Genomic DNA, 24721 nt, shown 5'->3' with positions numbered 1-24721 from the left:
CATGCTAGACATTCGCTTGTCGCATCCCCTGCGCGGCCCTAGCGTCTTCCCCATGGAACAGCGCTCCCAGCAGCCCGAACGCGTCGCCTTCCTCGGCCTCGGCCACATGGGCACGCCCATGGCCCGTCACCTGCTCACCGCCGGGCACCCGTTGACCGTCTGGAACCGCACGGCGGCCAAGGCGGAGCCCCTCGTCGCGGAGGGCGCGCGCCTCGCGCCCTCGCCCGCCGACGCCGTACGGGACGCCGACGTCGTGATCACGATGCTCGCGGGCCCCGACGCCGTGCGGTCCGTGGCCGACGCGTTCCTGCCCGCGGTCCGCGAGGGCGCGTACTGGGTGGAGATGTCGACCGTCGGTCCTGACGTCGTCCGGGAGCTGGGGGAGCGGGCCGCGGGCCGCGTCACGCTCGTCGACGCGCCCGTCGCGGGCAGCACGGACAAGGCCGCGGCGGGGGGCCTCGGCATCCTCGCGGGCGGTGACGCCGACGGGGTCGCGCACGTGCTCGCCCGCTTCGGGACGGTGACCCGCACCGGCCCCTCCGGCTCCGGCGCCGCCCTCAAGCTCGTCGTCAACACCGCGCTCCTCGGCGGTGTGGCCCTGGTCGCCGAGGTCCTCGCCCTCGCCGACGCCCTCGGCCTCGACGGCGACACGGCCCGCACCGCCCTCGCCCACGGACCGCTCGCCGGCGCCGTGAACCGCGCCTTCGCCCAGGACGTGCACTTCGGCGCGGCCCTCGCCGCGAAGGACACCGCCCTGGCCGCCCGGGTCACCCACCTCCCCGTCACGACGGCGGTGGCAGCCCACTTCGAAGCCGCGGCCGCCGACCCCGACACCGTCGACCAGGACATCTCCCACACCGTCCCCCGCACCGCCCACACCGACTGAGCCCCACCCCGGAGGCCCCACCCATGCACATCACCCTGGCCAACCCCGCCGGCGCCCCCCAGCCCCTCGGCCCCTACTCCCAGGTCGCCCGTGTCCCGCTCGGTGACGGTCACGCGCTGCTGTACGTCTCCGGTCAGATCGCCGAAGGCGACGGCATAGCGGAGCAGAGCCGCGGGGTGTTCGAGACGCTCACCGCGCTCCTCGCGGCGTACGGCGCCACCCTCGGCGACATCATCAACATCCGTACGTTCCTCACCGACATGGACGACCTGCCCGGCTACGCGGCCGTGCGCCGCTCCTACCTCACCGGTACGCCGCCCACCAGCACGACGGTGGAGGTGGCACGCCTCTTCCGGCCGGAGGCGCGGATCGAGGTGGAGGTGGTGGCGGTGGGGCGGTAACGGGCCCCCGGCAGGCCGTCGCGGCTTGCGGACAGAAGCTGACCGCAAGCCCCCTTAACGTCGTCCCCATGACGAACACCACCGCTTCCGACGCCCGCCCGATCCACCTCGTCACCGGCGCCACCGGCACCGTCGGCCGCGAGGTCGTCCGCGAACTCCTGGAGCGCGGCCAGCACGTCCGCGCGCTGACCCGCGACCCGGCGAAGGCCTCCTTCCCCGAGGGCGTCGAGGCCGTGCGCGGCGACCTCACCGACCCGGCGAGCCTCAAGGACGCCCTCGCCGGTCTCACCGGACTGCACCTGATCACCTTCGCCGGGGCCGCCTTCGAGGCCCTGGAGACCGGCCCCGAGATCGTGCGCCTGGCCCAGGAGGCCGGAGTGCGGCGGGTCACCGTCCTCAACGGCGGCGGCCGGACACCGCTGGAGGACGCCGTGCGCGCCGGCGGCATCGACTGGACCGTGCTCATGCCCGTCGAGTTCATGGCCAACACCCTGGAGTGGGCGGAGGAGGTACGCACCGGGGACACCGTCCGCGCGCCCTTCGCGGACCGGCTCAGCGCGATGGTCCACGAGGGCGACATCGGCGCGGTCGCCGCGGTCGCGCTCACCGAGGAGGGCCACGCGGGGGAGACGTACCTGCTCACCGGACCGCAGGCGCTGACGGTCCACGACAAGGTGGCGGCCCTCGCGGGCGCGCGGGGCCGGGACATCGCACTCGTGGAGCTGAGCGAGGAGGAGGCGGCCGAGCGCATGCGGTCCCAGGGCCAGGACGAGTACACGATCGCCTGGCTCCTGGACGTCTACAAGAACACGCCCCCGGAGGGGCGCACCGTCGTCGACACCGTCGAGCGCGTCACGGGCCGCCCCGCCCGCCCCTTCTCCGCCTGGGCCGAGGCCCACGCCCCGGCCTTCCGCTGACCGTCAGGGACGGCGGGAGGTGATGGTGCGGTAGGCCATCTCGGCGAGCCTGGCCTGGCCGCTCTTGCTGGGGTGGAACCAGTCCCAGTGACTCAGGTGGTCCGTGCCGAAGCGGAAGTCGAACACCGCCCCGCCGTCGTACCGGCAGCGCAGGTCCTTCGCACAGACCTCCTTGAGCACCTCGTTGTACGCGACGACGCGCTCCTGCACCGACTCCCTGCGCTCCGTGGCCGCCGCGTCCATGGCGTCCGCGTCCTGGAGCATCGACTTGCAGATGCCGAGCTTCCACACCTGCTTGCCGAGCACGTTCTCCCGGCCCTCGGACCACAGCCGCTTGAGATCGGGCACGCTCGCCACGAACACCTGCGCCTTGGGCCGGGCGGTACGCAGCGCGGCCATCGCGTCCTCGAAGTCCGCCCTGAACTCCGCGACCGGCGTCATCTCGGCGACGGAGGACCGGCAGGCGTCGTTGGCACCCGCCATCACGGTCACCAGGTCGGGCCGCCGGGCCGCGGCCTGCTCCATCTGGCCGGGCAGATCGGCCATGCGGGCACCGGTCTTGGCGTAGTTCCAACTGTGCGTGGCGGCGCGCTGCTTGCCGAGCAGCCGCCGCGCCAGGCTGCGCACCTCGCCGTCGCTGCCGGTCGCCCAGGACGCCTCGGGGCAGTCGGAGAGCACCGAGCAGGCGTCGAAGCCGCGGGTGATGGAGTCACCGACGGCGGCGAGGGAGCGCGGGCTCGCGTCCCACTCGGGGACCGCTTTGCGGCCCGCTCTGTCCTGCGCGGAGGGGCCGTTCGGCGCCGCGTCGCCGCCGCCGGACGCGTCACACGCGGTGAGCGTGGCGATGCCGGTCAGAGCCGCCGCCGCGACGGCGACGGCGGCCCGGGAGCGGTGCCGTGAATTCCGCATACTCGTCCCCTCTGTCCCGCAGACCGTCCCGCCGGCCGTCCGGTCGTCGTCCAACGGGACGTCGTACGGGCCCTTCAGGTTGCGTGCCACACATGGTGAGATGTCCCGGCGACGGCCGTCGGACACCCGGCCGGGGGGCCGACGGGCCTCCCAGCGAGTGAAACATCCGTGTTCCGCGGCATGCGGACCGACGGTACGTCACAATCCATGCCTCACATCACGGTAGCCTCGCCACCCAGTGGCAACCGATTTTTTTCGGTTCCGCTAAATTACATCACGTCACATCTGTCCCGTTTTCAGACTTTCCTTGACTTTCCTCGCTTCCGAGGAACAGCTGGAATACCGCTCGGCACGGGCCCGAGGCCGCCGCGAACGGCGTGTCTGGTCCCACACTGGAGGTCCCGGTGACGACACGTGGAGTTCTGTACGTGCACTCCGCACCGCGCGCGCTGTGCCCGCACGTCGAGTGGGCGGTCGCCGGGGTTCTCGGCGCCCGCGTCAGCCTCGACTGGATCAGGCAGCCCGCGGCGCCCGGTACGTGGAGATCCGAGTTCTCCTGGCGCGGCGCCATCGGCACCGCCTCCAAGCTGGCCTCCGCGCTGCGCGGCTGGCAGCTGCTGCGCTTCGAGGTCACCGCGGAGCCGTCCGCCTCGGCCGAGGGCGAGCGCTACAGCGCCACGCCCGACCTCGGCATCTTCCACGCCGTCACCGGCATCCACGGCGACATCCTGATCCCCGAGGACCGGTTGCGCGCCGCCCTCGCCCGCTCCAAGGGCGGCGAGAGCGACCTGGAGGCCGAGGTCGCCAAGCTCCTCGGCAAGCCCTGGGACGACGAGCTGGAGCCGTTCCGGTACGCGGGCGAAGGCGCGCCGGTGCGCTGGCTGCACCAGGTCGTCTGACGCCCCCGCCGCACACACCGGGCAACGCGAAGGGCCCCCACCGGGCGGTGGGGGCCCTTCGCGTCGTATGACGGCTGACGGCTGACGGCTGACGGCGTATCAGACAGTCCGGAAGGCGAGCACCACGTTGTGGCCGCCGAAGCCGAACGAGTCGTTCAGGGCCACGATCGTGCCCTCGGGCAGCGGGCGGGCCTCGCCGCGGATGATGTCCGCGTCGACCTCGGGGTCGAGGTTCTCGACGTTGATGGTCGGCGGGGCCATGCGGTGCTTGAGCGCGAGGACCGTGGCCACGGTCTCCACGCCGCCCGCGCCACCGAGGAGGTGACCGGTCATCGACTTCGTCGACGCGATCGCCATGTGGTCGACGTCGTCGCCGAACGCCTTGCGCAGCGCCTTGATCTCACCGATGTCGCCCTGCGGCGTCGAGGTGGCGTGCGCGTTGATGTGCGCGATCTCGGACGGCTTCAGGTCGTTGTTCTCGACCAGGTGGCGCAGCGCCTGCGCGATGCCGCTGCCGGACGGCTCCGGCTGCGTGATGTGGTGCGCGTCGGCCGAGATGCCCTGGCCCACCGCCTCCACGTAGATCTTGGCGCCGCGGGCCCTGGCGTGCTCCTCGGACTCAAGCACGACCACGCCCGCGCCCTCGCCGAGCACGAAGCCGTTGCGGTCGACGTCCCAGGGGCGGGAGGCGCCCTGCGGGTCGTCGTTGTTCTTCGACATCGCCATCATGTTGCCGAACGCGACGATCGGCAGCGGGTGGACCGCCGCCTCCGTGCCGCCCGCGACGACGACGTCGGCGCGGCCGGTGCGGATCATCTCGATCGCGTAGCCGATGGCCTCCGCGCCCGACGCGCAGGCCGAGACCGGGGTGTGCACACCGGCGCGGGCGCCGAGGGTGATGCCGACGTTCGCCGCGGGCGAGTTGGGCATCAGCATCGGCACGGTGTGCGGGGAGACGCGGCGTACGCCCTTCTCCTTCAGCACGTCGTACTGGTCGAGCAGGGTCGTCACGCCGCCGATGCCGGAGGCGATGACCGCGCCGAGGCGGTCGGGGTCGACGCTCGCGTCGTCACCGGCCTTGGCGGTGAAGCCCGCGTCCTGCCAGGCCTCCTGGGCCGCGATCAGCGCGAACTGCGCCGAGCGGTCCATCTTGCGGGCCTGCGGGCGCGGGATGATCTCGGTCGGTTCGACGGCGATCTGGCCCGCGATGCGGACGGGCAGGTCCGCGGCCCAGTCCTGCTCCAGGAGGCTGACCCCGGAGCGCCCGGCGAGCAGGCCCTCCCAGGTCGAGGCCGCGTCGCCACCCAGCGGTGTGGTTGCGCCGATACCGGTGACGACCACGGTGCGATTGGTCGAGTTCACTGGATTTCTCTCTCCACGATTGGTTCAGATGCGGATGCGGCGGCGCCACCGCCGGGTGGCGGCTGGCCAGAGCCTGCTGGCCGCCAGGATCAGGCCTGGTGCTCGAGGATGTACTTGGTGGCGTCGCCGACCGTCTTCAGGTTCTTGACGTCGTCGTCGGGGATCTTCACGTCGAAGCGCTCCTCGGCGGCGACGACGACCTCGACCATGGACAGCGAGTCGACGTCCAGGTCGTCGGTGAAGGACTTGTCCAGCTGGACGTCCTCGACCGGGATGCCGGCGATCTCGTTGACGATCTCCGCGAGACCGTCGACGATCTCCTTCTCAGTGGCGGCCATGAGGCGCTCCTTCTTGTGTATCCAGAGGGTGTGACGGCATCCGTACGGATCCGAAGATCCGTGAGCGGTGCCTAGGGGAGGGTAACGACCGTGGCGGCGTACACGAGACCCGCCCCGAAGCCGATGACGAGAGCGGTGTCGCCGCTCTTCGCCTCGCCGGTCGCCAGAAGCCGCTCCATCGCGAGCGGAATCGAGGCGGCCGACGTGTTGCCGGTGGTCTCGACGTCACGGGCGACCGTGACGTGCTCCGGCAGTTTCAGAGTCTTCACCATCGAGTCGATGATCCGCATGTTGGCCTGGTGCGGGATGAAGACGTCCAGGTCGTCCGCGGTGATGCCGGCCGCGTCGAGGGCCTCCTTGGCGACCTTCGCCATCTCGAACACGGCCCAGCGGAACACCGCCTGGCCTTCCTGCGTGATCGCGGGGAACTTGACCTCGCCGTCGGCGCCGACGGGCAGCTGGGTGACGTCGCCGATGCGGTACTCGTCCCAGGCCACGGTCTGCTTGATGGTCTCGGACTTGTCGCCCTCCGAGCCCCAGACCGTCGGGCCGATCGCGGGCTCCTTGGCGGGGCCGACGACGACCGCGCCCGCGCCGTCACCGAACAGGAAGGCCGTCTTGCGGTCCTCCAGGTCGGTCAGGTCGCTGAGCCGCTCCACGCCGATGACCAGGGCGTACTCCGCGGAGCCGTCGGTGATCATGCCCTTGGCGAGGGTCAGGCCGTAGCCGAAGCCCGCGCAGCCCGCGGAGATGTCGAACGCGGCGGGCCTGCCGGTGCCGAGCTTGTCCGCGATCTCCGTGGCGATGGCCGGGGTCTGCTTGAAGTGCGAGACCGTGGAGACGATCACCGCGCCGATCTGCTCGGGCCGGATGCCCGCGTCGGCGATGGCCTTGCCCGCGGCCTCCACGGACATGGCCGCCACGGTCTCCTCGGGGGACGCCCAGTGGCGCGTGGCGATGCCGGAGCGGGACCGGATCCATTCGTCGGAGGAGTCGATCTTCTCCAGGATGACCTCGTTCGGCACCACCCGGACCGGGCGGTAGCCGCCGACTCCCATGATGCGCGCGTACGGGGCGCCCTGGCTGGGCTTGATCTTCGTCATGCTCCAGGCTCCTTCTCAGGCACCCGCCGCGTCGGCGGCGGAGGCGGCGGTCTCGGCGATCAGCTCACGCGCGGCGTCGAGATCGTCCGGCGTCTTCACGGCCAGGTTCTTGACCCCCTTGAGCGCGCGCTTGGCGAGACCGGTCAGCGTGCCGCCCGGGCACACCTCGATCAGCGTCGTCACGCCGAGCTCCCGGAACGTGTCCATGCACAGGTCCCAGCGGACCGGGTTCGCCACCTGGCCGACGAGGCGGGAGACCACCTCGGTGCCGCTGGCGACGGCCTTGCCGTCCCGGTTCGAGATGTACGTGAACCGCGGGTCGGCGCTCTCCAGGCCCTGGGCGGCCTCCTCGAGCGCGGCGACCGCGGGAGCCATGTGGCTGGTGTGGAACGCGCCCGCGACCTTCAGCGGCACGACCTTGCGAACGCCCTCCGGCTTGTCCTCGGCGAGCGCGGCCAGCTGCTCGGCGGTGCCGGCGGCCACGATCTGGCCCGCGCCGTTCACGTTCGCCGGGGTCAGGCCCAGCTTCTCCAGGTGCGCCACGGTGACCTCGGGGTCGCCGCCGAGCAGCGCGGCCATGCCGGTCCGCGTGACGGCGGCGGCGTCGGCCATGGCCAGGCCCCGCTTGCGGACGAAGCCGAGCGCGGCGTCCTCCGACAGGACGCCCGCGTACGCGGCCGCGGTGATCTCGCCCACGCTGTGGCCCGCCACGGCGCCCGGCGTGATGTCACCCAGTGCCCGCGCGGAAAGGAGTCCGGCCGCGACGAGCAGCGGCTGCGCCACGGCGGTGTCACGGATCGCGTCGGCGTCCGCCTGCGTACCGTAGTGGACGAGGTCGAGCCCGATGGCGTCCGACCAGGCGGCGAGGCGGTCCGCGGCGCCGGGAAGGTCGAGCCAGGGGGTCAGGAAGCCGGGCGTCTGAGCGCCTTGGCCGGGAGCGACGAGTACGAGCACTCTCACACTCTCTCTTGTGGACAGGACTAACCGCCCGTGGGGACAGGGACGAAGAACCGCTAGGGGAATTGTAGGGGTCCGACAAACCCCTAGGACGAGGGATCGCCAGCGGCCAGGCGCCCCAGGATCAGCGCGATCCGCAGTGTGAAGGCGGAGCGTACATCTGAAGGAGACCATCCGGTGACGTCGGTCACACGTCGAAGCCGGTAGCGCACGGTGTTGGGATGCACAAAGAGCATCCGGGCGGCGCCTTCGAGACTGCTCGCCTGTTCCAGGTAGACGCTGAGGGTTTCCAGGAGCGCGGAGCCCGCTTCCTCCAGTGGTCTGTAGATCTCCTCCACCAGCTGTTCCCGCGCCGCCGGATCGCCCGCCATCGCCCGCTCGGGCAGCACATCGTCCGCGAGCACAGGGCGGGGCGCGTCCTGCCAGGCGGCGCAGGCCTTGAGCCCGGCGGCGGCGGCCTGGGCGGAGCGGGTCGCGGCGAGCAGGTCGGGCACGATCGGGCCTGCCACCACGGGCCCGGCCGCGTACGGGCCGATCAGGGCCTTGGCCACGGCCAGGGGGTTGTCGTTGCCGCCCGCGATGACGACCAGGCGGGCGCCGAGCACCCCGGTGAGGACCTGGAGCTTCGCGTGCCGGGCGGCCCTGCGGATGGCCTCGACGGTCAGCTCGCTGTCGCCGTCGGGCGCGGTGCCGAGGACCACGCACACGTGGTCGGGGGAGTTCCAGCCGAGCGCGGCGGCCCGGGACACGGCGCCCTCGTCGGCCTCGCCGGACAGCACGGCGTTCACCACGAGGGACTCCAGGCGGGCGTCCCAGGCACCGCGTGCCTCGGCGGCCTGGGCGTACACCTGAGCGGTGGCGAAGGCGATCTCGCGCGCGTAGACGAGCAGCGCCTCGCGGAGCACCGACTCGTCGCCGGGCGCGGCCACCTCGTCGATGGCGGACTCCATGACCTCGATGGTCGTCCGCACCATCTCCACGGTCTGGCGCAGCGTGATGGCGCGGGTCAGCTCGCGCGGCGCGGTCCCGAAGACGTCCGTCGAGATCGCCTGCGGGGCGTCCGGGTGCCGGAACCACTCGGTGAACGCGGCGATGCCGGCCTGGGCGACCAGGCCGATCCACGAGCGGTTCTCCGGTGGCATCGCCCGGTACCAGGACAGCGTCTCGTCCATGCGCGCGATGGCCTGCGCGGCGAGGCTGCCGGACGACTTCTCCAGGCGCCTCAGGGTCGCGGCGTGCGCGTGGGCGCGGCCGGTGCGGGCGGGACCCGGGGCCGCGGCACCTGTGTCCTGGTGGATTTCGTTCGCTGAGGGTTCGGGCACGGGGACAAGACTGCCTTATCGGGGCGGCGGCGTGCGGGGCCGGGTCTAACGTGGGGGTCGTGATGGATGTGCGGCGCTCCGGCGAGCGGTACCCCGGCGGCGACCCCGGGGCGGGGATCGACTCGTACCACGCGTTCTCCTTCGGGCCCTACTACGAGCCCGACAACCTCCGCTTCGGCGCGATACTCGCCTGCAATGAGGAGAGCCTCGCCCCCGGCGCCGGCTTCGAGGAGCACCCGCACAGCCACACGGAGATCGTCACGTGGGTGGTCGAGGGCGAGCTGACCCACCGCGACTCCGCCGGACACGAGTCGCTGATCAGGCCCGGCGACGTCCAGCACCTCAGCGCGGGCGCGGGCGTACGGCACGTGGAGCGCAACGCGGGCCCCGCGCCCCTGACCTTCCTCCAGATGTGGCTGGCCCCCCTGGAGCCCGGCGGCACACCGCGGTACGCGGTCGTCCCCGGCATCGCCGACTCCACCCCGTACGCGCTCCCGGCCGCGGGCGCCCTCCTGCATGTGCGCCGCCTCGCCCCGGGCGAGCGGACGGCGATCCCGCCCGCGCCGCACGTGTACGTCCACGTGGTGCGGGGCGAGGTCACCCTGGGCCAGGAGGAACTGGGCCCCGGCGACTCGGCACGCCTCACGGAGGAAGAGGGCCTGGAAGCCGTGGCGTACGAGGTCTCGGCGGAACTGCTGCTCTGGGAAATGCCCTAGCCCGCCCCCGCGTACGGCCGGGGCTCAGACCTCGGCCAGGACGGCGTCGGTGAACGCGGGCCACGCCTCCACCGCCCAGGGCCCGAAGGCCCGGTCCGTCAGCGCCACGCACGCGGCCCCGGCGTCGGGGTCCACCCACAGGAACGTTCCCGCCTGCCCGAAGTGCCCGAAGGTCCGGGGCGAGGACGAGGCCCCCGTCCAGTGCGGGGTCTTCCCGTCCCGGATCTCGAAGCCGAGCCCCCAGTCGTTGGGGTTCTGGTGCCCGTACCCCGGAAGCACCCCCTTGAGGCCCGGATACGTCACCGACATGGCCATCGCCACGGTCCGCGGATCGAGCAGCCGCGGCGCCTGCACCTCGGCGGCGAACCGCACGAGGTCGTCGACGGTGGACACCCCGTCCTTGGCGGGTGACCCGCCGCCCGCGAGCCCCGTGGACGTCATCCCGAGCGGTTCGAGCACGGCCTGGCGCAGATAGTCGGCGAAGGGGATGTCCGTGGCCTTGGCGATGTGGTCGCCGAGCACCTCGAAGCCGGCGTTGGAGTACAGCCGCCGCGTCCCGGGCGCGGCCGCCACCTGGTGCTCGTCGAAGGCGAGGCCGCTGGTGTGCGCGAGCAGGTGCCGCACGGTCGAGCCCTCGGGCCCGGCCGGCTCGTCCAACTCGACGGCGCCCTCCTCGTACGCGACGAGCGCCGCGTACGCCGCGAGCGGCTTGGTGACCGAGGCCAGGGCGAAGCGGTGCGCGGTGGGCCCGCGCGTCCCGGCCACGGTGCCGTCCGCGCGGACGACGGCGGCGGCAGCGGTGGGGACCGGCCAGTTCTCGATCAGCTCCAGGCTCTGCATGCGTACGAGCGTAAGCGTCGCGCCGCGGCGCCGGCAGCCAGGGGGGCCGGGCCGGCGGAGCGGGGGAAACCCCCTTGCTTGGAGTGCACTCGAAGGTCATAACGTGGGGCCATGACGGTGATGGAGACGCGGCCCGCACCCGCCGGGAGCCACTACACGATCAGCGAGGTCGCCACGGCGACCGGCCTGACCGCGCACACCCTGCGCTGGTACGAGCGGATCGGCCTGATGCCGCACATCGACCGCTCCCACACCGGCCAGCGCCGCTACCGCGAGCGCGACCTGCGCTGGCTGACCTTCCTCGGCAAGCTGCGCAGGACCGGCATGCCGGTGGCGGACATGGTGCGCTACGCGGAGCTGGTGCGCGCGGGCGACCACACCTTCGCCGAGCGCCAGGACCTCCTGGAGGAGACCCGGCGCGACGTCCGCGCGCGCATCGCGGAACTCCAGGACACCCTCGCCGTGCTCGACCACAAGATCGGTTCGTACGCGGTGGCGCGGTCGGAGGCCGCCGTCAGCGCGGAGGCGGCCGCCGAGCCCCGCCGTCCCTGACCGCTCACAGCTCGGCCAGCAGCTCCGCCTTCTTCGCCGTGAACTCGTCGTCCGTGAGCAGGCCCGCCTGGTGCAGCTCGCCCAGGTGCCGGATGCGCTCGGCGATGTCGGCCGGGTCGCGCCGTACCGCCGGGGCCGCGGGGGCGCTCTGCGCCACCGGGGCCGGGCCCGACGCCCTGACGGCCGCGAGCACCGCGGCGGCGAACGGCAGTGACTCGTGCACAGGGCCGTAGCCGAGCCCGAAGACGACCGCCGCCGGGTCCTGGTCGGCCTGGGCGGGCTGTGCCACCGGCGTCTCGCGGCGCAGCAGGCGCAGATGCCCCTCGAAGACCTCCGGGGAGCGCCACTCGACCCCGCTGAGGTCGGTCACGAGGAAGCTCTGGTCCCCGGCCTTCCACTTGGCCGACGAGGCGCCGGTCCAGAACCAGCGGAAGGCCACCGACTTGCCGTCGAAGGACGCCTTCCCGTCGTACGCCTTGAACTGCAACGGCGCTTCGGGCGCGGCCACCAGATAGCGGTCCGCGTCCCCCGGGTCCTCGACGGGCAGCAGGGCCCGCAGCTCGTCCGCGTAGTACTCGGCGAGCGTCTCCCGCTCCGCCGGGAGCACCAGGCGGTACGGGTCGGCCCCGTCCTTCAGCTGCCCCGCGGCGGCATCCATCAGTGGATCGGCACCTGGTCTCGGGACCAGGTGCAGAACCGTCGTCCCCCGTTTGCCCGGTGTGAGCGTGACCCCCGCGATCGCCTCAAGGGGGATGCGGCGCTCGCCGAGAGCCTGGAACAGCTTCGGCGTACGGATCCCCCGTTCGAAGCGGATGAGCACGGAGTCGGGCTCGAACTCCCAGGCGGCGTGAAAACCGGCCAGTACATCACCCATGCGGCTCATCGTATGCGGCACGCGCTCCTCCGTCTCTCCTGCGGCGGGCCGCTGTTTCGCCGATTTCTACGCGCGTCAGGCCGCCGTCGTACCGGAAATTCCGTCGTGGCAGCCCGCATCCCCACCGGCGCAGCGCACCGCGTCGTACGCGCCGACGCCGATCCGGGCGAAGTTGCTGAGGCTATCCGTGCCCGGCTCGAAATAGCCGGTGTGACCCCGGGCGCGGTCGGCGGACACCACGCGGGCGCCGAAGCCGCCCGACACCGGGTCCGCGCCGTGGCCGAGCCCGCCGACCTCCATGTGCGGCACATCCTGGATCCAGTCGTCGCTGTCCCGGGCGGCCCAGACCCGCGCGCGGGTGCCGAGCCCTGACACGTTGTCCGCGCGCATCCCGGGGCTGCCCGCGACCGCGATGTCCGTGACCCGGCCGGGCAGCCGCCGCGCCGCGACCCCGCACACCACCGAGCCGTAGCTGTGGCAGTACAGCGCCACGCCGGCGCGCCCCGGCAGGGCGCGCACCAGGGAGTCGAGCCGGACGGCCCCGTCGTCGGCCCGCATGGAGGTGGCGGCGTCCACACCGAGCCCGACGGGCGTGGTGTAGTCGGCCCAGGCGATCACGGCGGTCCGCGTGCCGGGAGCGGCCTTCCGCTCGGCCCTGTAGAGGGCCCGCGCCATGCCCACCGGCGCCGCGTACTTGCGCTGGGTCCGCTCGAAGGTGAGGACGTCGGTGTCGACGCCCGGCACGACGACCGACACGCGGCGCGCCTTGTCGAGGTCCCCCAGGACCTCGGCCATGCGGCCCGAGCCCATCGGGTCGAAGGCGAGGACCTGGCGGCCGGGGCGCATCATCACGCCGAACCGCTTCATCCTGCGCTCCGCCTCCTGCTTGCCGACCGGCGAGAGCCTCTCGTCGTGCATGCGCTGCCGCTCGATCGCGCGGGCCTGCCGCAGGGCGATGCGGTTCGCCTCGTAGCGCAGCGGTACGGGGGCGCCGTTCATGTTGCCCACCGCGAGCGGGTAGCGGGCGGCGAGCCGGTCGCGCTGGTGCGCGGTGAGCGAGGCGAAGAACCGCGCGAGCCGGTCGGCGGGCGCGCCGGCCTCGGGCAGGTCGCGCCCGTCGATGTGCCCCCGCTCCCAGGCGGCGAGGGTGGCTTCGAGCGGCGACGCGGCGCCTCTGTTCTGGCGCACCGCGGTCCACCCGGTGGTCGCCAGCATGACGAACACGACGGTGAGCGCGAGCAGCGCGCGCCAGATGCTGAGTTGGGGGGATGAGTCGAAGGAAGTCACTGCGGGACACCCTAGGAGAAGCCTGAAGCCCGCCGTGCACAGGGTGAGGCAGATCACGTTTTACGCTGGGTATTTGCGGCAAAGCGGGCACACCCCGTACCGGATCGTCACGCTCCGTCGAAGGGGCGTACGGATGGCGCGCGTGGGGCGCAAGGGGGAGCGGGGCCTGTGGATGCCACGAAGCGTCAAGCTCCGCTACTCAACGTAGTGAGCCGTGGGGGTCGTTGACCGGCATGCGCCGACAGGGGTCGGTAGCGCCCGGTGCCGGCTCACCCCACCTGCGCGCGGGGCGGGTCAGCGGCCGCGGTGCCAGTCCTCCGCGAGCGCGCCCAGGTGGTCGAGGTACTCCTCCGTGGTCGCGCGGATCGACTCGACGCTGGCGTCGTCGCCGGTGGCCCACAGCCGCCCCGCCGCCCGCATGACCCCGCCGAACGCGGCGGTCGCCACGCGCGGGCGCGGATCCGCGGGGTCGAGGCCCTCCCGCTCGGCCAGCACGCGCGCGGCACGCGCCTCCAGCTCGGTGGAGCGGTGCAGATGGACGGCGAGCAGCGAGGGCGTCGCCTCGATCATCTGGTACGTACGGATGTGGAGTTCGACCGGGATCAGCTCGGCCATGGCCTCGTTCATGGCCTCCCAGGAGTCGAGCACGGCGCCGCGCAGCGCCACGAACGGCGGCTCCTCCGGCGGGCGTTCGCCCAGGGCCCGCATGAAGCGGGTCTCCACCATCTCGGGCACGGCGAAGGCGGTCTCCTGCTTGCTCGCGAAGTGCCGGAAGAAGGTGCGCTGGGAGACCTCGACGGCCTCGACGATCTCGTCGACCGTCGTCTCCTCGAACCCCTTCGTGGTGAACAGTTCGAGCGCCGCGCGCAGCAGGGCGTCACGGGTGCGCCGCTTCTTGAGTTCGCGCAAGCCGGGCCTGGTCACGCCGCTCTCTTTTCTCTGGAGTCCGCTCACCCTACCCGCGGCCTCCGGAGAGCGTGAGCCCACACGTCAGTGGCTGTCTTGTGAAACTCTTTGTCAAGTGTCAGCGGCTGACCCTAACCTCGGTCCATGACGACTCAGACTCCGGTCGGTGCGGCGGACAAGCCGCCGGAACCGACCTCAACCTCCGCTTGGGGCAAGGGACTTCGTGGTCATCCCTGGCTGACGCTGATATCCGTCGGGATCGGCGTGATGATGGTGGCCCTCGACGGCACGATCGTCGCGGTGGCCAACCCGGCGATCACCAAGGACCTGGACGCCACGCTCGCGGACGTCCAATGGATCACCAACGGCTATCTGCTCGCGCTCGCCGTCGCCCTCATCACGGCGGGCAAGCTCGGTGACCGCTTCGGCCACCGCCAGACCTACCTCATCGGCGTCGTGGGCTTCGCCGCCGCATCCGGCGCGATCGGCCTGTCCGACACCGTCTCGCTCGTCATCGCCTTCCGCGTGCTTCAGGGGCTGTTCGGCGCGCTCCTCATGCCCGCCGCGCTCGGCCTGTTACGGGCGTCCTTCCCGGCCGAGAAGCTGAACATGGCCATCGGCGTCTGGGGCATGATCATCGGCGCCTCCACCGCGGGCGGCCCCATCGTCGGCGGCCTGCTCGTCGAGCACGTCAGCTGGCAGTCGGTCTTCTACATCAACGTGCCCGTGGGCGCCCTCGCCCTCGTCCTCGGCCTGGTGATCCTCAAGGACCACCGCGCGGAGAAGGCGCCCCGGTCCTTCGACGTCCTCGGCATCGTGCTCCTTTCGACCGCGATGTTCGCCCTGGTCTGGGGGCTCATCAAGGCGGGCGACCCGTGGGGCTGGGACAGCGGCAAAACCTGGGCCTTCCTCGGCGGCTCCGTGCTCTGCTTCGCCCTGTTCGCGTTCTGGGAGACCCGGGTCAAGGAGCCGCTGATCCCGCTCGGCCTGTTCCGCTCGGTGCCGCTGTCCGCGGGAGTGGCCCTGATGGTCCTGATGGCCTTCGCCTTCCTCGGCGGCCTGTTCTTCGTGACCTTCTACTTGCAGAACGTGCACGGCATGAGCCCCGTCGACAGCGGACTGCACCTGCTGCCGCTGACGGCCATGATGATCGTCTCCTCGCCGGTCGCGGGCGCGCTGATCACCCGGGTGGGGCCGCGCCTTCCGCTCATGACGGGCATGGTCTGCACGGCCGTCGCCATGTTCGGCATGACGAGCCTGACGGAGAACACCGGCACCCTCGCGATGTCCCTGTGGTTCGCGCTGCTCGGCCTCGGCCTCGCGCCGGTCCTGGTCGGCGCCACCGAAGTCATCGTGGGCAACGCCCCGTTGGAGCTGTCCGGCGTCGCGGGCGGCCTCCAGCAGGCCGGCATGCAGGTCGGCGGCAGCCTCGGCACGGCCGTCCTCGGCGCGGTCATGTCCACCACCGTGGACTCCGACCTGGAGGGCAACTGGCGGGACGCCGGGCTGACCGGCTCCCCGCCGCCCGGCCTGGAGAAGGCGGCCTCGACCGGATCGGTGCCCGAGGAGATGGCCAAGGCCCCCGGCATGACCGAGAGCACCTTCGGCCGCGTCACGGACGTCGTCCACGACACGTTCATGTCGGGCCTGGGCGTCGCGTTCGCGGTGGCGGGCGCGGTCGGCGCACTGGCGGCGGCGGTCGCCCTCCTGACCAAGCGGGGCGCGAACGCGGAGCCGGGCGGGTCAGGCGCGGGCCACATCTGACCGACGCCCCGCCCGGACAGCGCCCCAAAGGGGCGCGGGGAACTGCGCGCCCAGCCACGACGCACCCGCAGGTGACGGGCGGCCGGCGCGGGGGTTTCGCCTATCAGGGTGAGCCCCACCGAAACCCCTTCCCGCCCCCGGCGCCCGCGGCGCAAAGTGGCGACAAGTGATCGATACGACACGGGGGTTCACGCACATGCGTACGACCATGCCCACCGCCGCCTTCACGGCCCTCACCGCCGCCGCCCTCGCCGCGGCGGTCCTCACCCCCGCTCATGCGGGTACGGCGGGCACGACAGCCCCGGCACGGGCCGGTGCCGCGCCCCCGGGCAAGCTCGGCGCGTGCGGGCCCGGGGAGCTGTGCCTCTGGGAGAAGGCGGGCTTCAAGGGCACGCGGCACGTGTTCGAGCTGGCCGGGGTCGACATCGAGAGCTGCGTCGCGCTGCCGGAGGGGGGCAGCGCGCAGGCCCTCGCCAACCGCACCGGTCGGCCCGTCACCGCCTATCAGTCCCGGGAGTGCGCCGAGACGGCCGAGTTCAACACCTATCCCGGCGGGGGCACCTGGGCCCCCGAATCGCCCTACCGCGTCAGAGCGTTCAAGGTCTGGGAGCGCTGAGGCCCGGGGCCGCCGCGCGCCGCGGATGCCCGGCCCGCGGGGAGACGGGTCAGGGCCTGTGGGGCCTGGGGAGGGGCGGGGCCGCCGTCTCCCCCTCGGGCTCCTGGCGCGGCACGGGGCCTGCGGACAGCGCGGCGACCTGCGCCCGCAGCGCCGTCACCTCCGCCGTGAGGGCCTCGATCGCCGCGGTCTGGCGCCGCTCCTCCAGGTTGTCCTTCTCGAAGCGGGAGATGAACCACGCCGCGATGTTGGCGGTGACCACACCGAGCAGCGCGATGCCCGAGAGCATCAGGCCCACCGCGAGGACCCGGCCGAGCCCGGTCGTCGGCGCGTGGTCGCCGTAGCCCACGGTCGTCATCGTGGTGAAGGACCACCACACGGCGTCCCCCAGGGTCTTGATGTTGCCGTCCGGCGACTCCCGCTCCACGGACAGCACCGCGAGCGAGCCGAACATCAGAAGGCCCACCACGGCCCCCACCACATAGGTGGTCAGGCGTATCTGTGATGCCATCCGGGCCCGCCGCCCCACCAGGAGCAGCGTCGCGACCAGGCGGAGCAGCCGCAGCGGCTGGATCATCGGCAGGACCACGGCACACAGGTCCAGCCAGTGCGTGCGGACGAACCGCGCGCGGTGCCCGGTCAGGAAGAGCCGCACCAGATAGTCGACGGCGAACGCACCCCAGACGAACCACTCCACCCCGGTGCAGGCGCTCGTCAGGGACGCGCTCGCCTCGGGCCTGACTATCGGTACGGCATAGGCGACGGCGAAGGCCACGGCCAGGGCGAGCAGCGGACGTTGCGTGCGGCGCTCCCAGCGGACCTGTGCCGACTGCTGCTGCTCGGCCATATGCTCCATGAGCGCATCGTAGGAAACGCCCGAAGGGCGGCGGGCCCCAGGCCCGTCGCCCTTCGCACTGATGAGGTGTTCCCCCGCGGTGAGGGGTGATGCCAGAGGCGCGGCGCGCTACGCGTCGCCTCCCGCGGCGGAGCACGCTACGCGTCGCCTCCCGCGGCGCCCGGGTCGGCCGCCGTCACGTCCAGGAGCTGGTAGCGGTCGATCGCCTGCTTCGGCGCGGAGCGGTCGACCTTGCCCTCCCGGGCCAGCTCGGTGAGGACCCCGAGCACGATCGACTGCGCGTCGATGTGGAAGTAGCGGCGGGCCGCACCCCGGGTGTCGGCGAAGCCGAAGCCGTCGGCGCCGAGCGACTGGTAGGTGCCCGGCACCCAGCGGGAGATCTGGTCGGGGACGCTGCGCATCCAGTCCGAGACCGCCACGAACGGGCCCTCGGCCCCCGACAGCTTGCGCGTCACGTACGGCACGCGCTGCTCCTCCTCCGGGTGGAGCAGATTGTGCCGCTCCACCTCCACGGCCTCACGGCGCAGCTCGTTCCAGGAGGTCGCGGACCAGACGTCCGCCTTCACGTTCCACTCGTCGGCGAGGATGCGCTGGGCCTCCAGGGCCCACGGGACCGCGACGCCGGAGGCGAGGATCTGCGCCGGAACGGCGCCCCCCTCACCGGCCTTGATGCGGTGGACGCCCTTGAGGATGCCCTCCACGTCCACGTCCGCCGGCTCGGCCGGGTGCTGGATCGGCTCGTTGTAGACGGTCAGGTAGTAGAAGACGTCCTCGCCCGGCTTGCCGTCGGCCGTCTCGCCGTACATCCGGCGCAGGCCGTCCTTGACGATGTGGGCGATCTCGAAGCCGTACGCCGGGTCGTACGCCACACAGGCCGGGTTGGTGGAGGCGAGCAGCTGCGAGTGGCCGTCCGCGTGCTGGAGCCCCTCGCCGGTCAGCGTCGTACGCCCGGCGGTCGCGCCGAGCACGAAACCGCGCGAGAGCTGATCGCCCATCTGCCAGAACTGATCGCCGGTCCGCTGGAAACCGAACATCGAGTAGAAGACGTACACCGGGATCAGCGGCTCGCCGTGCGTCGCGTACGCGGAGCCGGCGGCGATCAGCGACGCCGTGCAGCCCGCCTCCGAGATGCCGTCGTGCAGCATCTGGCCGGTCGGCGACTCCTTGTACGCGAGCAGGAGTTCGCGGTCCACGGCCTCGTACTGCTGGCCGAGCGGGTTGTAGATCTTCGCGCTCGGGAAGAAGGAGTCCATGCCGAAGGTGCGGTACTCGTCCGGCGCGATCAGCACGAAGCGCTTGCCGATCTCCTTGTCCCGCATCAGATCCTTCAGCAGCCGTACGAACGCCATGGTGGTGGCGATGGACTGCTGGCCGGAGCCCTTCTTCACGGACGCGTACGTCTTGTCTTCCGGCAGCTGAAGCGGCTTGGCGCGCACCACCCGGGTCGGGACGTAACCGCCGAGGCCCTTGCGGCGGTCGTGCATGTACTGGATCTCTTCGGAGTCGCGGCCCGGGTGGTAGTAGGGCGGCGCGCCGTCCTCCAGCTGCTTGTCCGTGATCGGCAGGTGCAGCCGGTCCCGGAAGCGCTTGAGGTCGTCCACGGTCAGCTTCTTCATCTGGTGCGTGGCGTTGCGGCCCTCGAAGTTCGGGCCGAGCGTCCAGCCCTTGATCGTCTTGGCCAGGATCACCGTCGGCTGGCCCTTGTGCGCCTTGGCCGCGGAGAACGCCGCGAAGATCTTCCGGTGGTCGTGACCGCCACGGCCCAGGTGCAGGACCTGGTCGTCGGTCATGTTCTCGACCATGGCGCGCAGCCGCTGGTCCTCGCCGAAGAAGTGGTCGCGGATGTATCCGCCGGTCTCCGTGGCGTACGTCTGGAACTGACCGTCCGGCGTCGTGTTCATCTTGTTGACGAGGACGCCGTCGCGGTCCTGCGCGAGCAGCGGGTCCCAACTGCGGTCCCACACCAGCTTGACGACGTTCCAGCCCGCGCCCCGGAAGATCGACTCCAGCTCCTGGATGATCTTGCCGTTGCCGCGCACCGGGCCGTCGAGGCGCTGGAGGTTGCAGTTCACGACGAACGTGAGGTTGTCCAGGCCCTCGCGCGCGGCGAGCGAGAGCTGGCCGAGCGACTCCGGCTCGTCCATCTCGCCGTCCCCGAGGAAGGCCCAGACGTGCGACTTCGTCGTGTCGGCGATGCCGCGCGCCTCCATATAACGATTCATGCGCGCCTGGAAGATCGCACCGAGCGGCCCCAGACCCATCGAAACCGTCGGGAACTCCCAGAAGTCCGGCATGAGCCGCGGATGCGGATACGAGGAGAGGCCATAGGGCTCCTTGGACTTCTCCTGCCGGAAGGCGTCCAGCTGCTGTTCGCTCAGTCGGTCGAGCAGGAAGGCGCGGGCGTAGATGCCCGGTGACGCGTGCCCCTGGAAGAAGATCTGGTCGCCGCCGTCGCCCTCGTCCTTGCCGCGGAAGAAGTGGTTGAAGCCCACGTCGTAGAGCGAGGCGGAGGAGGCGAAGGTGGCGATGTGGCCGCCCACGCCGATGCCGGGGCGCTGGGCGCGCGAGACCATCACCGCGGCGTTCCACCGGGTCGCGTTGAGGATCTTCCGCTCGATCTCCTCGTTGCCGGGGAAGAACGGCTCGTCCTTGGTGGCGATGGTGTTGACGTAGTCCGTGCTGCGCATCTCGGGCACGGCGACGCGCTTCTCACGTGCGCGTTCGATCAGCCGGAGCATCAGATAGCGGGCTCGCTCACGGCCGCGCTCGTCGACGGCGGCGTCGAGGGAGTCGAGCCATTCCTGGGTCTCTTCGGGGTCGAAGTCCGGGACCTGGCTGGGAAGACCGCCAATGATGATCGGGTTGCGATCGGATCCGGAAGCCACGCTGTTCCTTCGCTGTGTTGTCGCGCATGCACGCGATCGGATTCGTGCTCTGCCTTGACTCTGCTCTGCGCTGTACGTGTGCTGTACCGGTACGTACGACGTTCACCATCGTGTACCCCGGTGGTGGATACGTCATCTCTACCGGGGGGTAACCGGGATCCTGACTGGTGACCCTGGGGTAGGCTCGGTCAAATCGCAACGATACGCCCATCCTGCCTAAGGGCCGCGCGGCCCTTCCCGGGCCCGACGGATGTGGCGGGAGTTGCGGTGACACGGCCGGGAACGTCACCGTTTCGGCGGTCTCGACGGCCGGGTACTTGCGCGATCCGTCCCGCCCGTGTGGACTACGGCCAATGCCCCGCGCACGCGCGTGGCTGAAGGCATTCCCGAAAACATGATCAGGAGGCAATCCGTGAGCGCGACCGCGGACCACGCGGAGACGAACCTTGCCGTAAGGCTGGGTTTCCAGCCCGACATGGTGGTCCAGGAGATCGGCTACGACGACGACGTCGACCAGGAGCTCCGCGAGGCCATCGAGCAGGCTACCGGCACGGAGCTCGTCGACGAGGAATACGACGACGTGGCTGATGCCGTGGTGCTCTGGTTCCGTGAGGACGACGGGGACCTGACTGATGCGCTGGTGGATGCCATCGCGTACATGGAGGAGGGCGGCTCGATCCTGCTCCTCACACCGAAGACGGGCAGGGACGGATACGTCGAGCCCAGCGAGATCGGTGAGGCATCCACCACGGCGGGTCTGTCCCAGACCAAGAGCATCAACGCGGGCAAGGACTGGAACGGCAGTCGGCTCAGCACGCCCAAGGGTGCCGCCAAGAAGCGATAACCGGCCGTAGGCCCACCGCAAGGTCCCCGGCGGTTCCGTCCGCCGGGGGCCTCACGTGTCTTCCCCGCCCTCCCCTCCCTGCTCCCGTTCCGGGGGCCGGCCGTAGGCTGGGGGCGCCCCAATGGCGTACCCGAAGGGAAGTGGGTCCTCGTGACGGTTGCGGTCGGCGAGACGGCTCCGGAGTTCGAGCTCAAGGACAATCACGGGCGAACCGTGCGGCTTGCGGACTTCCGGGGGCGGAAGAACGTCGTGCTGCTGTTCTACCCGTTCGCCTTCACCGGCGTGTGCACCGGCGAGCTGTGCGCGCTGCGGGACGAACTGCCCAAGTTCGTCAACGACGACACCCAGCTGCTCGCCGTCTCCAACGACTCGATCCACACCCTGCGGGTCTTCGCGGAGCAGGAGGGCCTCGAGTACCCGCTGCTCTCCGACTTCTGGCCGCACGGCGAGGTCTCCCGGGCCTACGGCGTCTTCGACGAGGACAAGGGCTGCGCGGTGCGCGGCACCTTCATCATCGACAAGGACGGCGTGGTGCGCTGGACCGTCGTGAACGGCCTGCCCGACGCCCGCGACCTCAACGAGTACGTCAAGGCCCTCCAGGAGCTGGGCGGCCGCTGAGGCGGCAGGTGGTCCCGGGGGCGACACCCTGGGATTCTTCAGGTGCGGAGCCTGGGGCGGCCGGGAACCGGTCACTAGGATCCACACGTTGATCCGATGGCAAGCACGACTGGGGCTCCCCGCCCCTGGACACTATTTGGGAGGACTCGTGGGAGTCAGCCTCAGCAAGGGCGGCAACGTATCGCTGAGCAAGGAGGCGCCTGGCCTGACCGCGGTCACCATCGGCCTCGGCTGGGACGTCCGTACCACCACCGGTACGGACTTCGACCTGGACGCCAGCGCCATCCTGACGAACGCGGAGGGCAAGGTCACCAGCGACCAGAACTTCGTGTTCTTCAACAACCTGAAGAGCCCGGACGGCTCCGTCGAGCACACCGGTGACAACATCACCGGTGAGGGCGAGGGCGACGACGAGCAGATCAAGGTCAACCTCGCCGGCGTCCCGGCCGACGTCGAGAAGATCGTCTTCCCGGTCTCGATCTACGACGCCGAGAACCGCCAGCAGTCCTTCGGCCAGGTCCGCAACGCGTTCATCCGCGTGGTGAACCAGGCGGGCGAGGCGGAGATCGCCCGTTACGACCTCTCCGAGGACGCCTCCACGGAGACGGCCATGGTCTTCGGCGAGCTGTACCGCCACGGTGCGGAGTGGAAGTTCCGCGCCGTCGGCCAGGGGTACGCATCGGGCCTGCGCGGCATCGCGCAGGACTTCGGCGTCAACGTCTGAGCCGAGCAGATCCGCAAGTCCGAGCCGTCCGGCGCCGCACACCCGAGTGCGGCGCCGGACGCGCTCGGCACCGCACCATCCGCCGCCCCGCGCCCGGGCCACCGCTTCGGTCACCGGCCCCGGGCGGGCGGCAGCCCAACGGCAGGCACCACCCCGGGGAGGACACATCATGGGCGTCACACTCGCCAAGGGAGGAAACGTCTCCCTGTCCAAGGCCGCACCCGACCTCACCCAGGTGATGGTCGGACTCGGCTGGGACGCTCGCTCCACCACCGGAGCCCCCTTCGACCTCGACGCCAGTGCCCTGCTGTGCCGGTCGGGCCGGGTCCTGGGCGACGAGTGGTTCGTCTTCTACAACAACCTGAAGAGCCCGGACGGCTCCGTCGAGCACACCGGTGACAACCTCACCGGCGAGGGCGACGGCGACGACGAGTCGCTGATCGTGGACCTGTCCAAGGTCCCGGCCCACTGCGACAAGATCGTCTTCCCCGTCTCGATCCATGACGCGGACAACCGTGGACAGACATTCGGCCAAGTCAGCAACGCGTTCATCCGCGTGGTCAACCAGGCGGACGGCCAGGAGCTGGCCCGCTACGACCTCAGTGAGGACGCCTCCACGGAGACCGCGATGATCTTCGGCGAGGTGTATCGCTACGGCGGCGAATGGAAGTTCCGCGCCGTCGGTCAGGGGTACGCGTCCGGTCTGCGGGGCATCGCTCTAGACTTCGGAGTCAATGTTTCCTAAAGGACTCTCCCCGGGCTCCTCAAACGGCTGACGCGGTCGGCCCGAGGGTTCCCGGGAAGCCCCCCAAGGCGCGAGCCGCCGGGGACGGCGCGGGGGAGACCCGTACACATACGATTGGGTAGCCAGTGGTTCTGAAAACCTTCGGCTGGTCGTTCGCAGTCACTGCGCTCGGCCTGGTCGCAGCGGTGCTCTTCGGGGGGTGGACGGCGTTCGGGATCGTGGCGATCCTGTCCATCCTCGAGATCTCGCTGTCCTTCGACAACGCGGTGGTCAACGCCGGAATCCTGAAGAAGATGAATGCCTTCTGGCAGAAGATCTTCCTCACCATCGGCATCCTCATCGCCGTCTTCGGCATGCGCCTCGTCTTCCCGGTCGTGATCGTCGCCGTCAGCGCGAGCATGGGCCCGATCGAAGCGGTCAAGCTCGCGCTCAACGACAAGGACCAGTACCAGCAGCTCGTCACGGACGCGCACCCGTCCATCGCCGCCTTCGGCGGCATGTTCCTGCTGATGATCTTCCTCGACTTCGTCTTCGAGGACCGGGACATCAAGTGGCTCGGCTGGCTGGAGCGCCCCCTCGCCAAGCTCGGCAAGGTCGACATGCTGTCGGTGTGCATCGCGCTCATCGTCCTGCTCGTCTCGTCGATGACCTTCGCCAAGCATGCGCACCAGCACGGCGGCACCCACGCCGACAAGGCGGAGACCGTCCTGATCTCCGGCGTGGCGGGTCTCATCACGTACCTCATCGTGGGCGGCCTCTCCAGCTACTTCGAGAACAAGCTGGAGGAAGAGGAGGAGCGCGAGCACGAGGCCGAGGAGGAGGCCAGGGCCAAGGGCAAGCAGGTCTCCGTGATCCAGCTGTCCGGCAAGGCCGCGTTCTTCATGTTCCTCTACCTGGAGGTCCTGGACGCGTCGTTCTCCTTCGACGGCGTCATCGGTGCCTTCGCGGTCACCAACGACATCGTCCTGATGGCGCTCGGCCTCGGCATCGGCGCGATGTACGTCCGGTCGCTCACGGTCTACCTGGTCCGCCAGGGCACCCTCGACGACTACGTCTACCTGGAGCACGGCGCGCACTACGCCATCGGCGCCCTCGCCGCCGTCCTCCTGGTCACGATCCAGTACGAGATCCACGAGCTGATCACCGGCTCCATCGGCGTCATCCTCATCGGCGCCTCCTTCTGGTCGTCCGTGCGCCGCAACAAGGCGCTGGCGGCGGCCGAGGGCAGGGACTCGGGTTCGGACGAGAAGGCCGAGGTCTCCTCGGGCGTCTGACGGGCCCTGGCCCGGCCACGAGCACCGCACTGGGGGGGGGGGCCGGGGGGGGGGGGGGGGGAGGGGGGGGGGGGGGGGGGGGGGGGGGGGGGGGGGGGGGGGGGGGGGGGGGGGGGGGAGGAGGGA

The 24721-nt window shown here is 71.1% G+C and carries 25 protein-coding genes; 13 read left to right on the top strand and 12 right to left on the bottom strand.

What is annotated here, in order from left to right; all coding sequences use genetic code 11:
- The first annotated feature begins 52 nt into the window (after window positions 1-52).
- The 3 genes from AC07GB_RS09770 (at window position 53) to AC07GB_RS09760 (ending at window position 2204) form a co-directional block, all read left to right on the top strand.
- A complete protein-coding gene (locus tag AC07GB_RS09770; RefSeq protein ID WP_478843368.1) occupies window positions 53-886 on the top strand; it encodes an NAD(P)-dependent oxidoreductase in 834 nt (277 codons plus the stop codon).
- 23 nt (window positions 887-909) lie between these two features.
- A complete protein-coding gene (locus AC07GB_RS09765) occupies window positions 910-1287 on the top strand; it encodes a RidA family protein (RefSeq protein ID WP_478843366.1) in 378 nt (125 codons plus the stop codon).
- A 68-nt stretch (window positions 1288-1355) separates the two neighbouring features.
- A complete protein-coding gene (locus AC07GB_RS09760; protein ID WP_478843364.1) occupies window positions 1356-2204 on the top strand; it encodes an NmrA family NAD(P)-binding protein in 849 nt (282 codons plus the stop codon).
- A gap of 3 nt (window positions 2205-2207) precedes the next feature.
- Here the strand turns inward: AC07GB_RS09760 and AC07GB_RS09755 are convergent, their stop codons facing one another.
- A complete protein-coding gene (locus AC07GB_RS09755) occupies window positions 2208-3113 on the bottom strand; it encodes an SGNH/GDSL hydrolase family protein (protein ID WP_478843362.1) in 906 nt (301 codons plus the stop codon).
- 404 nt (window positions 3114-3517) lie between these two features.
- Here AC07GB_RS09755 and AC07GB_RS09750 point away from each other — a divergent pair, with 404 nt between their 5' ends.
- Window positions 3518-4012 (top strand): DUF3145 domain-containing protein, encoded by a 495-nt coding sequence (locus tag AC07GB_RS09750; protein ID WP_478843360.1) that lies wholly within the window; start codon window positions 3518-3520, stop codon window positions 4010-4012.
- Between the two features lie 99 nt (window positions 4013-4111).
- On the opposite strand, the gene fabF is transcribed toward AC07GB_RS09750, so the two are convergent.
- The 5 genes from fabF to AC07GB_RS09725 all read right to left on the bottom strand — a co-directional run bounded on the left by fabF (window position 4112) and on the right by AC07GB_RS09725 (window position 9094).
- Window positions 4112-5374, bottom strand: coding sequence for a beta-ketoacyl-ACP synthase II (gene fabF / locus AC07GB_RS09745; RefSeq protein WP_478843358.1), 1263 nt, complete (start codon window positions 5372-5374; stop codon window positions 4112-4114).
- 89 nt (window positions 5375-5463) lie between these two features.
- Window positions 5464-5712 (bottom strand): acyl carrier protein, encoded by a 249-nt coding sequence (locus tag AC07GB_RS09740; RefSeq protein ID WP_030358543.1) that lies wholly within the window; start codon window positions 5710-5712, stop codon window positions 5464-5466.
- Between the two features lie 71 nt (window positions 5713-5783).
- Window positions 5784-6815, bottom strand: coding sequence for a beta-ketoacyl-ACP synthase 3 (locus AC07GB_RS09735; protein ID WP_478843356.1), 1032 nt, complete (start codon window positions 6813-6815; stop codon window positions 5784-5786).
- Between the two features lie 15 nt (window positions 6816-6830).
- The gene (locus AC07GB_RS09730; RefSeq protein ID WP_478843354.1) at window positions 6831-7769 is read right to left on the bottom strand and encodes an ACP S-malonyltransferase; all 939 of its coding nucleotides are present in this window, start codon (window positions 7767-7769) and stop codon (window positions 6831-6833) included.
- 89 nt (window positions 7770-7858) lie between these two features.
- Window positions 7859-9094, bottom strand: coding sequence for a PucR family transcriptional regulator (locus AC07GB_RS09725; protein WP_478843352.1), 1236 nt, complete (start codon window positions 9092-9094; stop codon window positions 7859-7861).
- A gap of 62 nt (window positions 9095-9156) precedes the next feature.
- Between AC07GB_RS09725 and AC07GB_RS09720 the strand changes: the two genes are divergently transcribed.
- Complete coding sequence (locus AC07GB_RS09720) at window positions 9157-9810, top strand: pirin family protein (RefSeq protein ID WP_478843810.1); 654 nt, start codon at window positions 9157-9159, stop codon at window positions 9808-9810.
- Between the two features lie 24 nt (window positions 9811-9834).
- On the opposite strand, the gene AC07GB_RS09715 is transcribed toward AC07GB_RS09720, so the two are convergent.
- The gene (locus AC07GB_RS09715; RefSeq protein WP_478843350.1) at window positions 9835-10650 is read right to left on the bottom strand and encodes a serine hydrolase domain-containing protein; all 816 of its coding nucleotides are present in this window, start codon (window positions 10648-10650) and stop codon (window positions 9835-9837) included.
- Window positions 10651-10761: 111 nt separating this feature from the next.
- Here AC07GB_RS09715 and AC07GB_RS09710 point away from each other — a divergent pair, with 111 nt between their 5' ends.
- Window positions 10762-11202: a MerR family transcriptional regulator gene (locus AC07GB_RS09710; protein WP_478843348.1), complete on the top strand. Its 441-nt coding sequence runs from the start codon at window positions 10762-10764 to the stop codon at window positions 11200-11202.
- A 4-nt stretch (window positions 11203-11206) separates the two neighbouring features.
- On the opposite strand, the gene AC07GB_RS09705 is transcribed toward AC07GB_RS09710, so the two are convergent.
- The 3 genes from AC07GB_RS09705 to AC07GB_RS09695 form a co-directional block, all read right to left on the bottom strand.
- Window positions 11207-12076 carry a DUF4429 domain-containing protein gene (locus tag AC07GB_RS09705; protein WP_478843346.1) on the bottom strand — a complete coding sequence of 290 codons (870 nt, stop codon included), beginning with the start codon at window positions 12074-12076 and terminating at the stop codon, window positions 11207-11209.
- 75 nt (window positions 12077-12151) lie between these two features.
- Window positions 12152-13363, bottom strand: coding sequence for an alpha/beta hydrolase (locus AC07GB_RS09700; RefSeq protein WP_478843344.1), 1212 nt, complete (start codon window positions 13361-13363; stop codon window positions 12152-12154).
- A 294-nt stretch (window positions 13364-13657) separates the two neighbouring features.
- On the bottom strand, window positions 13658-14287 hold the full coding sequence (locus tag AC07GB_RS09695; protein WP_478843341.1) for a TetR/AcrR family transcriptional regulator: 630 nt from the start codon (window positions 14285-14287) through the stop codon (window positions 13658-13660).
- Window positions 14288-14413: 126 nt separating this feature from the next.
- On the opposite strand from AC07GB_RS09695, the gene AC07GB_RS09690 reads away from it, so the two are divergent.
- Together AC07GB_RS09690 and AC07GB_RS09685 are read left to right on the top strand one after the other, a co-directional pair.
- Entirely contained in the window at window positions 14414-16033 is a 1620-nt protein-coding gene (locus AC07GB_RS09690) for an MFS transporter (protein ID WP_478843339.1), read from the top strand.
- Window positions 16034-16229: 196 nt separating this feature from the next.
- Window positions 16230-16649 (top strand): peptidase inhibitor family I36 protein, encoded by a 420-nt coding sequence (locus AC07GB_RS09685; RefSeq protein ID WP_478843337.1) that lies wholly within the window; start codon window positions 16230-16232, stop codon window positions 16647-16649.
- Window positions 16650-16698: 49 nt separating this feature from the next.
- On the opposite strand, the gene AC07GB_RS09680 is transcribed toward AC07GB_RS09685, so the two are convergent.
- Together AC07GB_RS09680 and aceE are read right to left on the bottom strand one after the other, a co-directional pair.
- Window positions 16699-17505 (bottom strand): potassium channel family protein, encoded by an 807-nt coding sequence (locus tag AC07GB_RS09680; RefSeq protein ID WP_478843336.1) that lies wholly within the window; start codon window positions 17503-17505, stop codon window positions 16699-16701.
- Window positions 17506-17642: 137 nt separating this feature from the next.
- Window positions 17643-20390 carry a pyruvate dehydrogenase (acetyl-transferring), homodimeric type gene (gene aceE, locus AC07GB_RS09675; protein WP_478843334.1) on the bottom strand — a complete coding sequence of 916 codons (2748 nt, stop codon included), beginning with the start codon at window positions 20388-20390 and terminating at the stop codon, window positions 17643-17645.
- A 412-nt stretch (window positions 20391-20802) separates the two neighbouring features.
- Between aceE and AC07GB_RS09670 the strand changes: the two genes are divergently transcribed.
- The 5 genes from AC07GB_RS09670 to AC07GB_RS09650 all read left to right on the top strand — a co-directional run bounded on the left by AC07GB_RS09670 (window position 20803) and on the right by AC07GB_RS09650 (window position 24595).
- Complete coding sequence (locus AC07GB_RS09670) at window positions 20803-21234, top strand: DUF3052 domain-containing protein (protein WP_058845858.1); 432 nt, start codon at window positions 20803-20805, stop codon at window positions 21232-21234.
- A 150-nt stretch (window positions 21235-21384) separates the two neighbouring features.
- Window positions 21385-21852 carry a peroxiredoxin gene (locus AC07GB_RS09665; protein ID WP_030678694.1) on the top strand — a complete coding sequence of 156 codons (468 nt, stop codon included), beginning with the start codon at window positions 21385-21387 and terminating at the stop codon, window positions 21850-21852.
- A 148-nt stretch (window positions 21853-22000) separates the two neighbouring features.
- Window positions 22001-22576: a TerD family protein gene (locus AC07GB_RS09660; RefSeq protein WP_478843332.1), complete on the top strand. Its 576-nt coding sequence runs from the start codon at window positions 22001-22003 to the stop codon at window positions 22574-22576.
- A 169-nt stretch (window positions 22577-22745) separates the two neighbouring features.
- The gene (locus AC07GB_RS09655; RefSeq protein ID WP_478843330.1) at window positions 22746-23321 is read left to right on the top strand and encodes a TerD family protein; all 576 of its coding nucleotides are present in this window, start codon (window positions 22746-22748) and stop codon (window positions 23319-23321) included.
- 125 nt (window positions 23322-23446) lie between these two features.
- Window positions 23447-24595 carry a DUF475 domain-containing protein gene (locus tag AC07GB_RS09650; RefSeq protein WP_478843328.1) on the top strand — a complete coding sequence of 383 codons (1149 nt, stop codon included), beginning with the start codon at window positions 23447-23449 and terminating at the stop codon, window positions 24593-24595.
- The last annotated feature ends 126 nt before the right edge of the window (window positions 24596-24721 follow it).

It is taken from the genome of Streptomyces sp. NPDC045778, from assembly GCF_056431945.1.
Note: the sequence above shows the minus strand (reverse complement) of the source record. Positions and strands in the feature narration are given on the sequence as shown.

Bases quoted from the DNA above. Each gene is read 5' to 3' on its own strand.
- AC07GB_RS09770 (WP_478843368.1), top strand. From the start codon at position 53: ATGGAACAGCGCTCCCAGCAGCCCGAACGCGTCGCCTTCCTCGGCCTC.
- AC07GB_RS09765 (WP_478843366.1), top strand. From the start codon at position 910: ATGCACATCACCCTGGCCAACCCCGCCGGCGCCCCCCAGCCCCTCGGC.
- AC07GB_RS09760 (WP_478843364.1), top strand. From the start codon at position 1,356: ATGACGAACACCACCGCTTCCGACGCCCGCCCGATCCACCTCGTCACC.
- AC07GB_RS09755 (WP_478843362.1), bottom strand. From the start codon at position 3,113: ATGCGGAATTCACGGCACCGCTCCCGGGCCGCCGTCGCCGTCGCGGCG.
- AC07GB_RS09740 (WP_030358543.1), bottom strand. From the start codon at position 5,712: ATGGCCGCCACTGAGAAGGAGATCGTCGACGGTCTCGCGGAGATCGTC.
- AC07GB_RS09735 (WP_478843356.1), bottom strand. From the start codon at position 6,815: ATGACGAAGATCAAGCCCAGCCAGGGCGCCCCGTACGCGCGCATCATG.
- AC07GB_RS09720 (WP_478843810.1), top strand. From the start codon at position 9,157: ATGGATGTGCGGCGCTCCGGCGAGCGGTACCCCGGCGGCGACCCCGGG.
- AC07GB_RS09715 (WP_478843350.1), bottom strand. From the start codon at position 10,650: ATGCAGAGCCTGGAGCTGATCGAGAACTGGCCGGTCCCCACCGCTGCC.
- AC07GB_RS09710 (WP_478843348.1), top strand. From the start codon at position 10,762: ATGACGGTGATGGAGACGCGGCCCGCACCCGCCGGGAGCCACTACACG.
- AC07GB_RS09705 (WP_478843346.1), bottom strand. From the start codon at position 12,076: ATGGGTGATGTACTGGCCGGTTTTCACGCCGCCTGGGAGTTCGAGCCC.
- AC07GB_RS09690 (WP_478843339.1), top strand. From the start codon at position 14,414: ATGACGACTCAGACTCCGGTCGGTGCGGCGGACAAGCCGCCGGAACCG.
- AC07GB_RS09685 (WP_478843337.1), top strand. From the start codon at position 16,230: ATGCGTACGACCATGCCCACCGCCGCCTTCACGGCCCTCACCGCCGCC.
- AC07GB_RS09680 (WP_478843336.1), bottom strand. From the start codon at position 17,505: ATGGAGCATATGGCCGAGCAGCAGCAGTCGGCACAGGTCCGCTGGGAG.
- AC07GB_RS09655 (WP_478843330.1), top strand. From the start codon at position 22,746: ATGGGCGTCACACTCGCCAAGGGAGGAAACGTCTCCCTGTCCAAGGCC.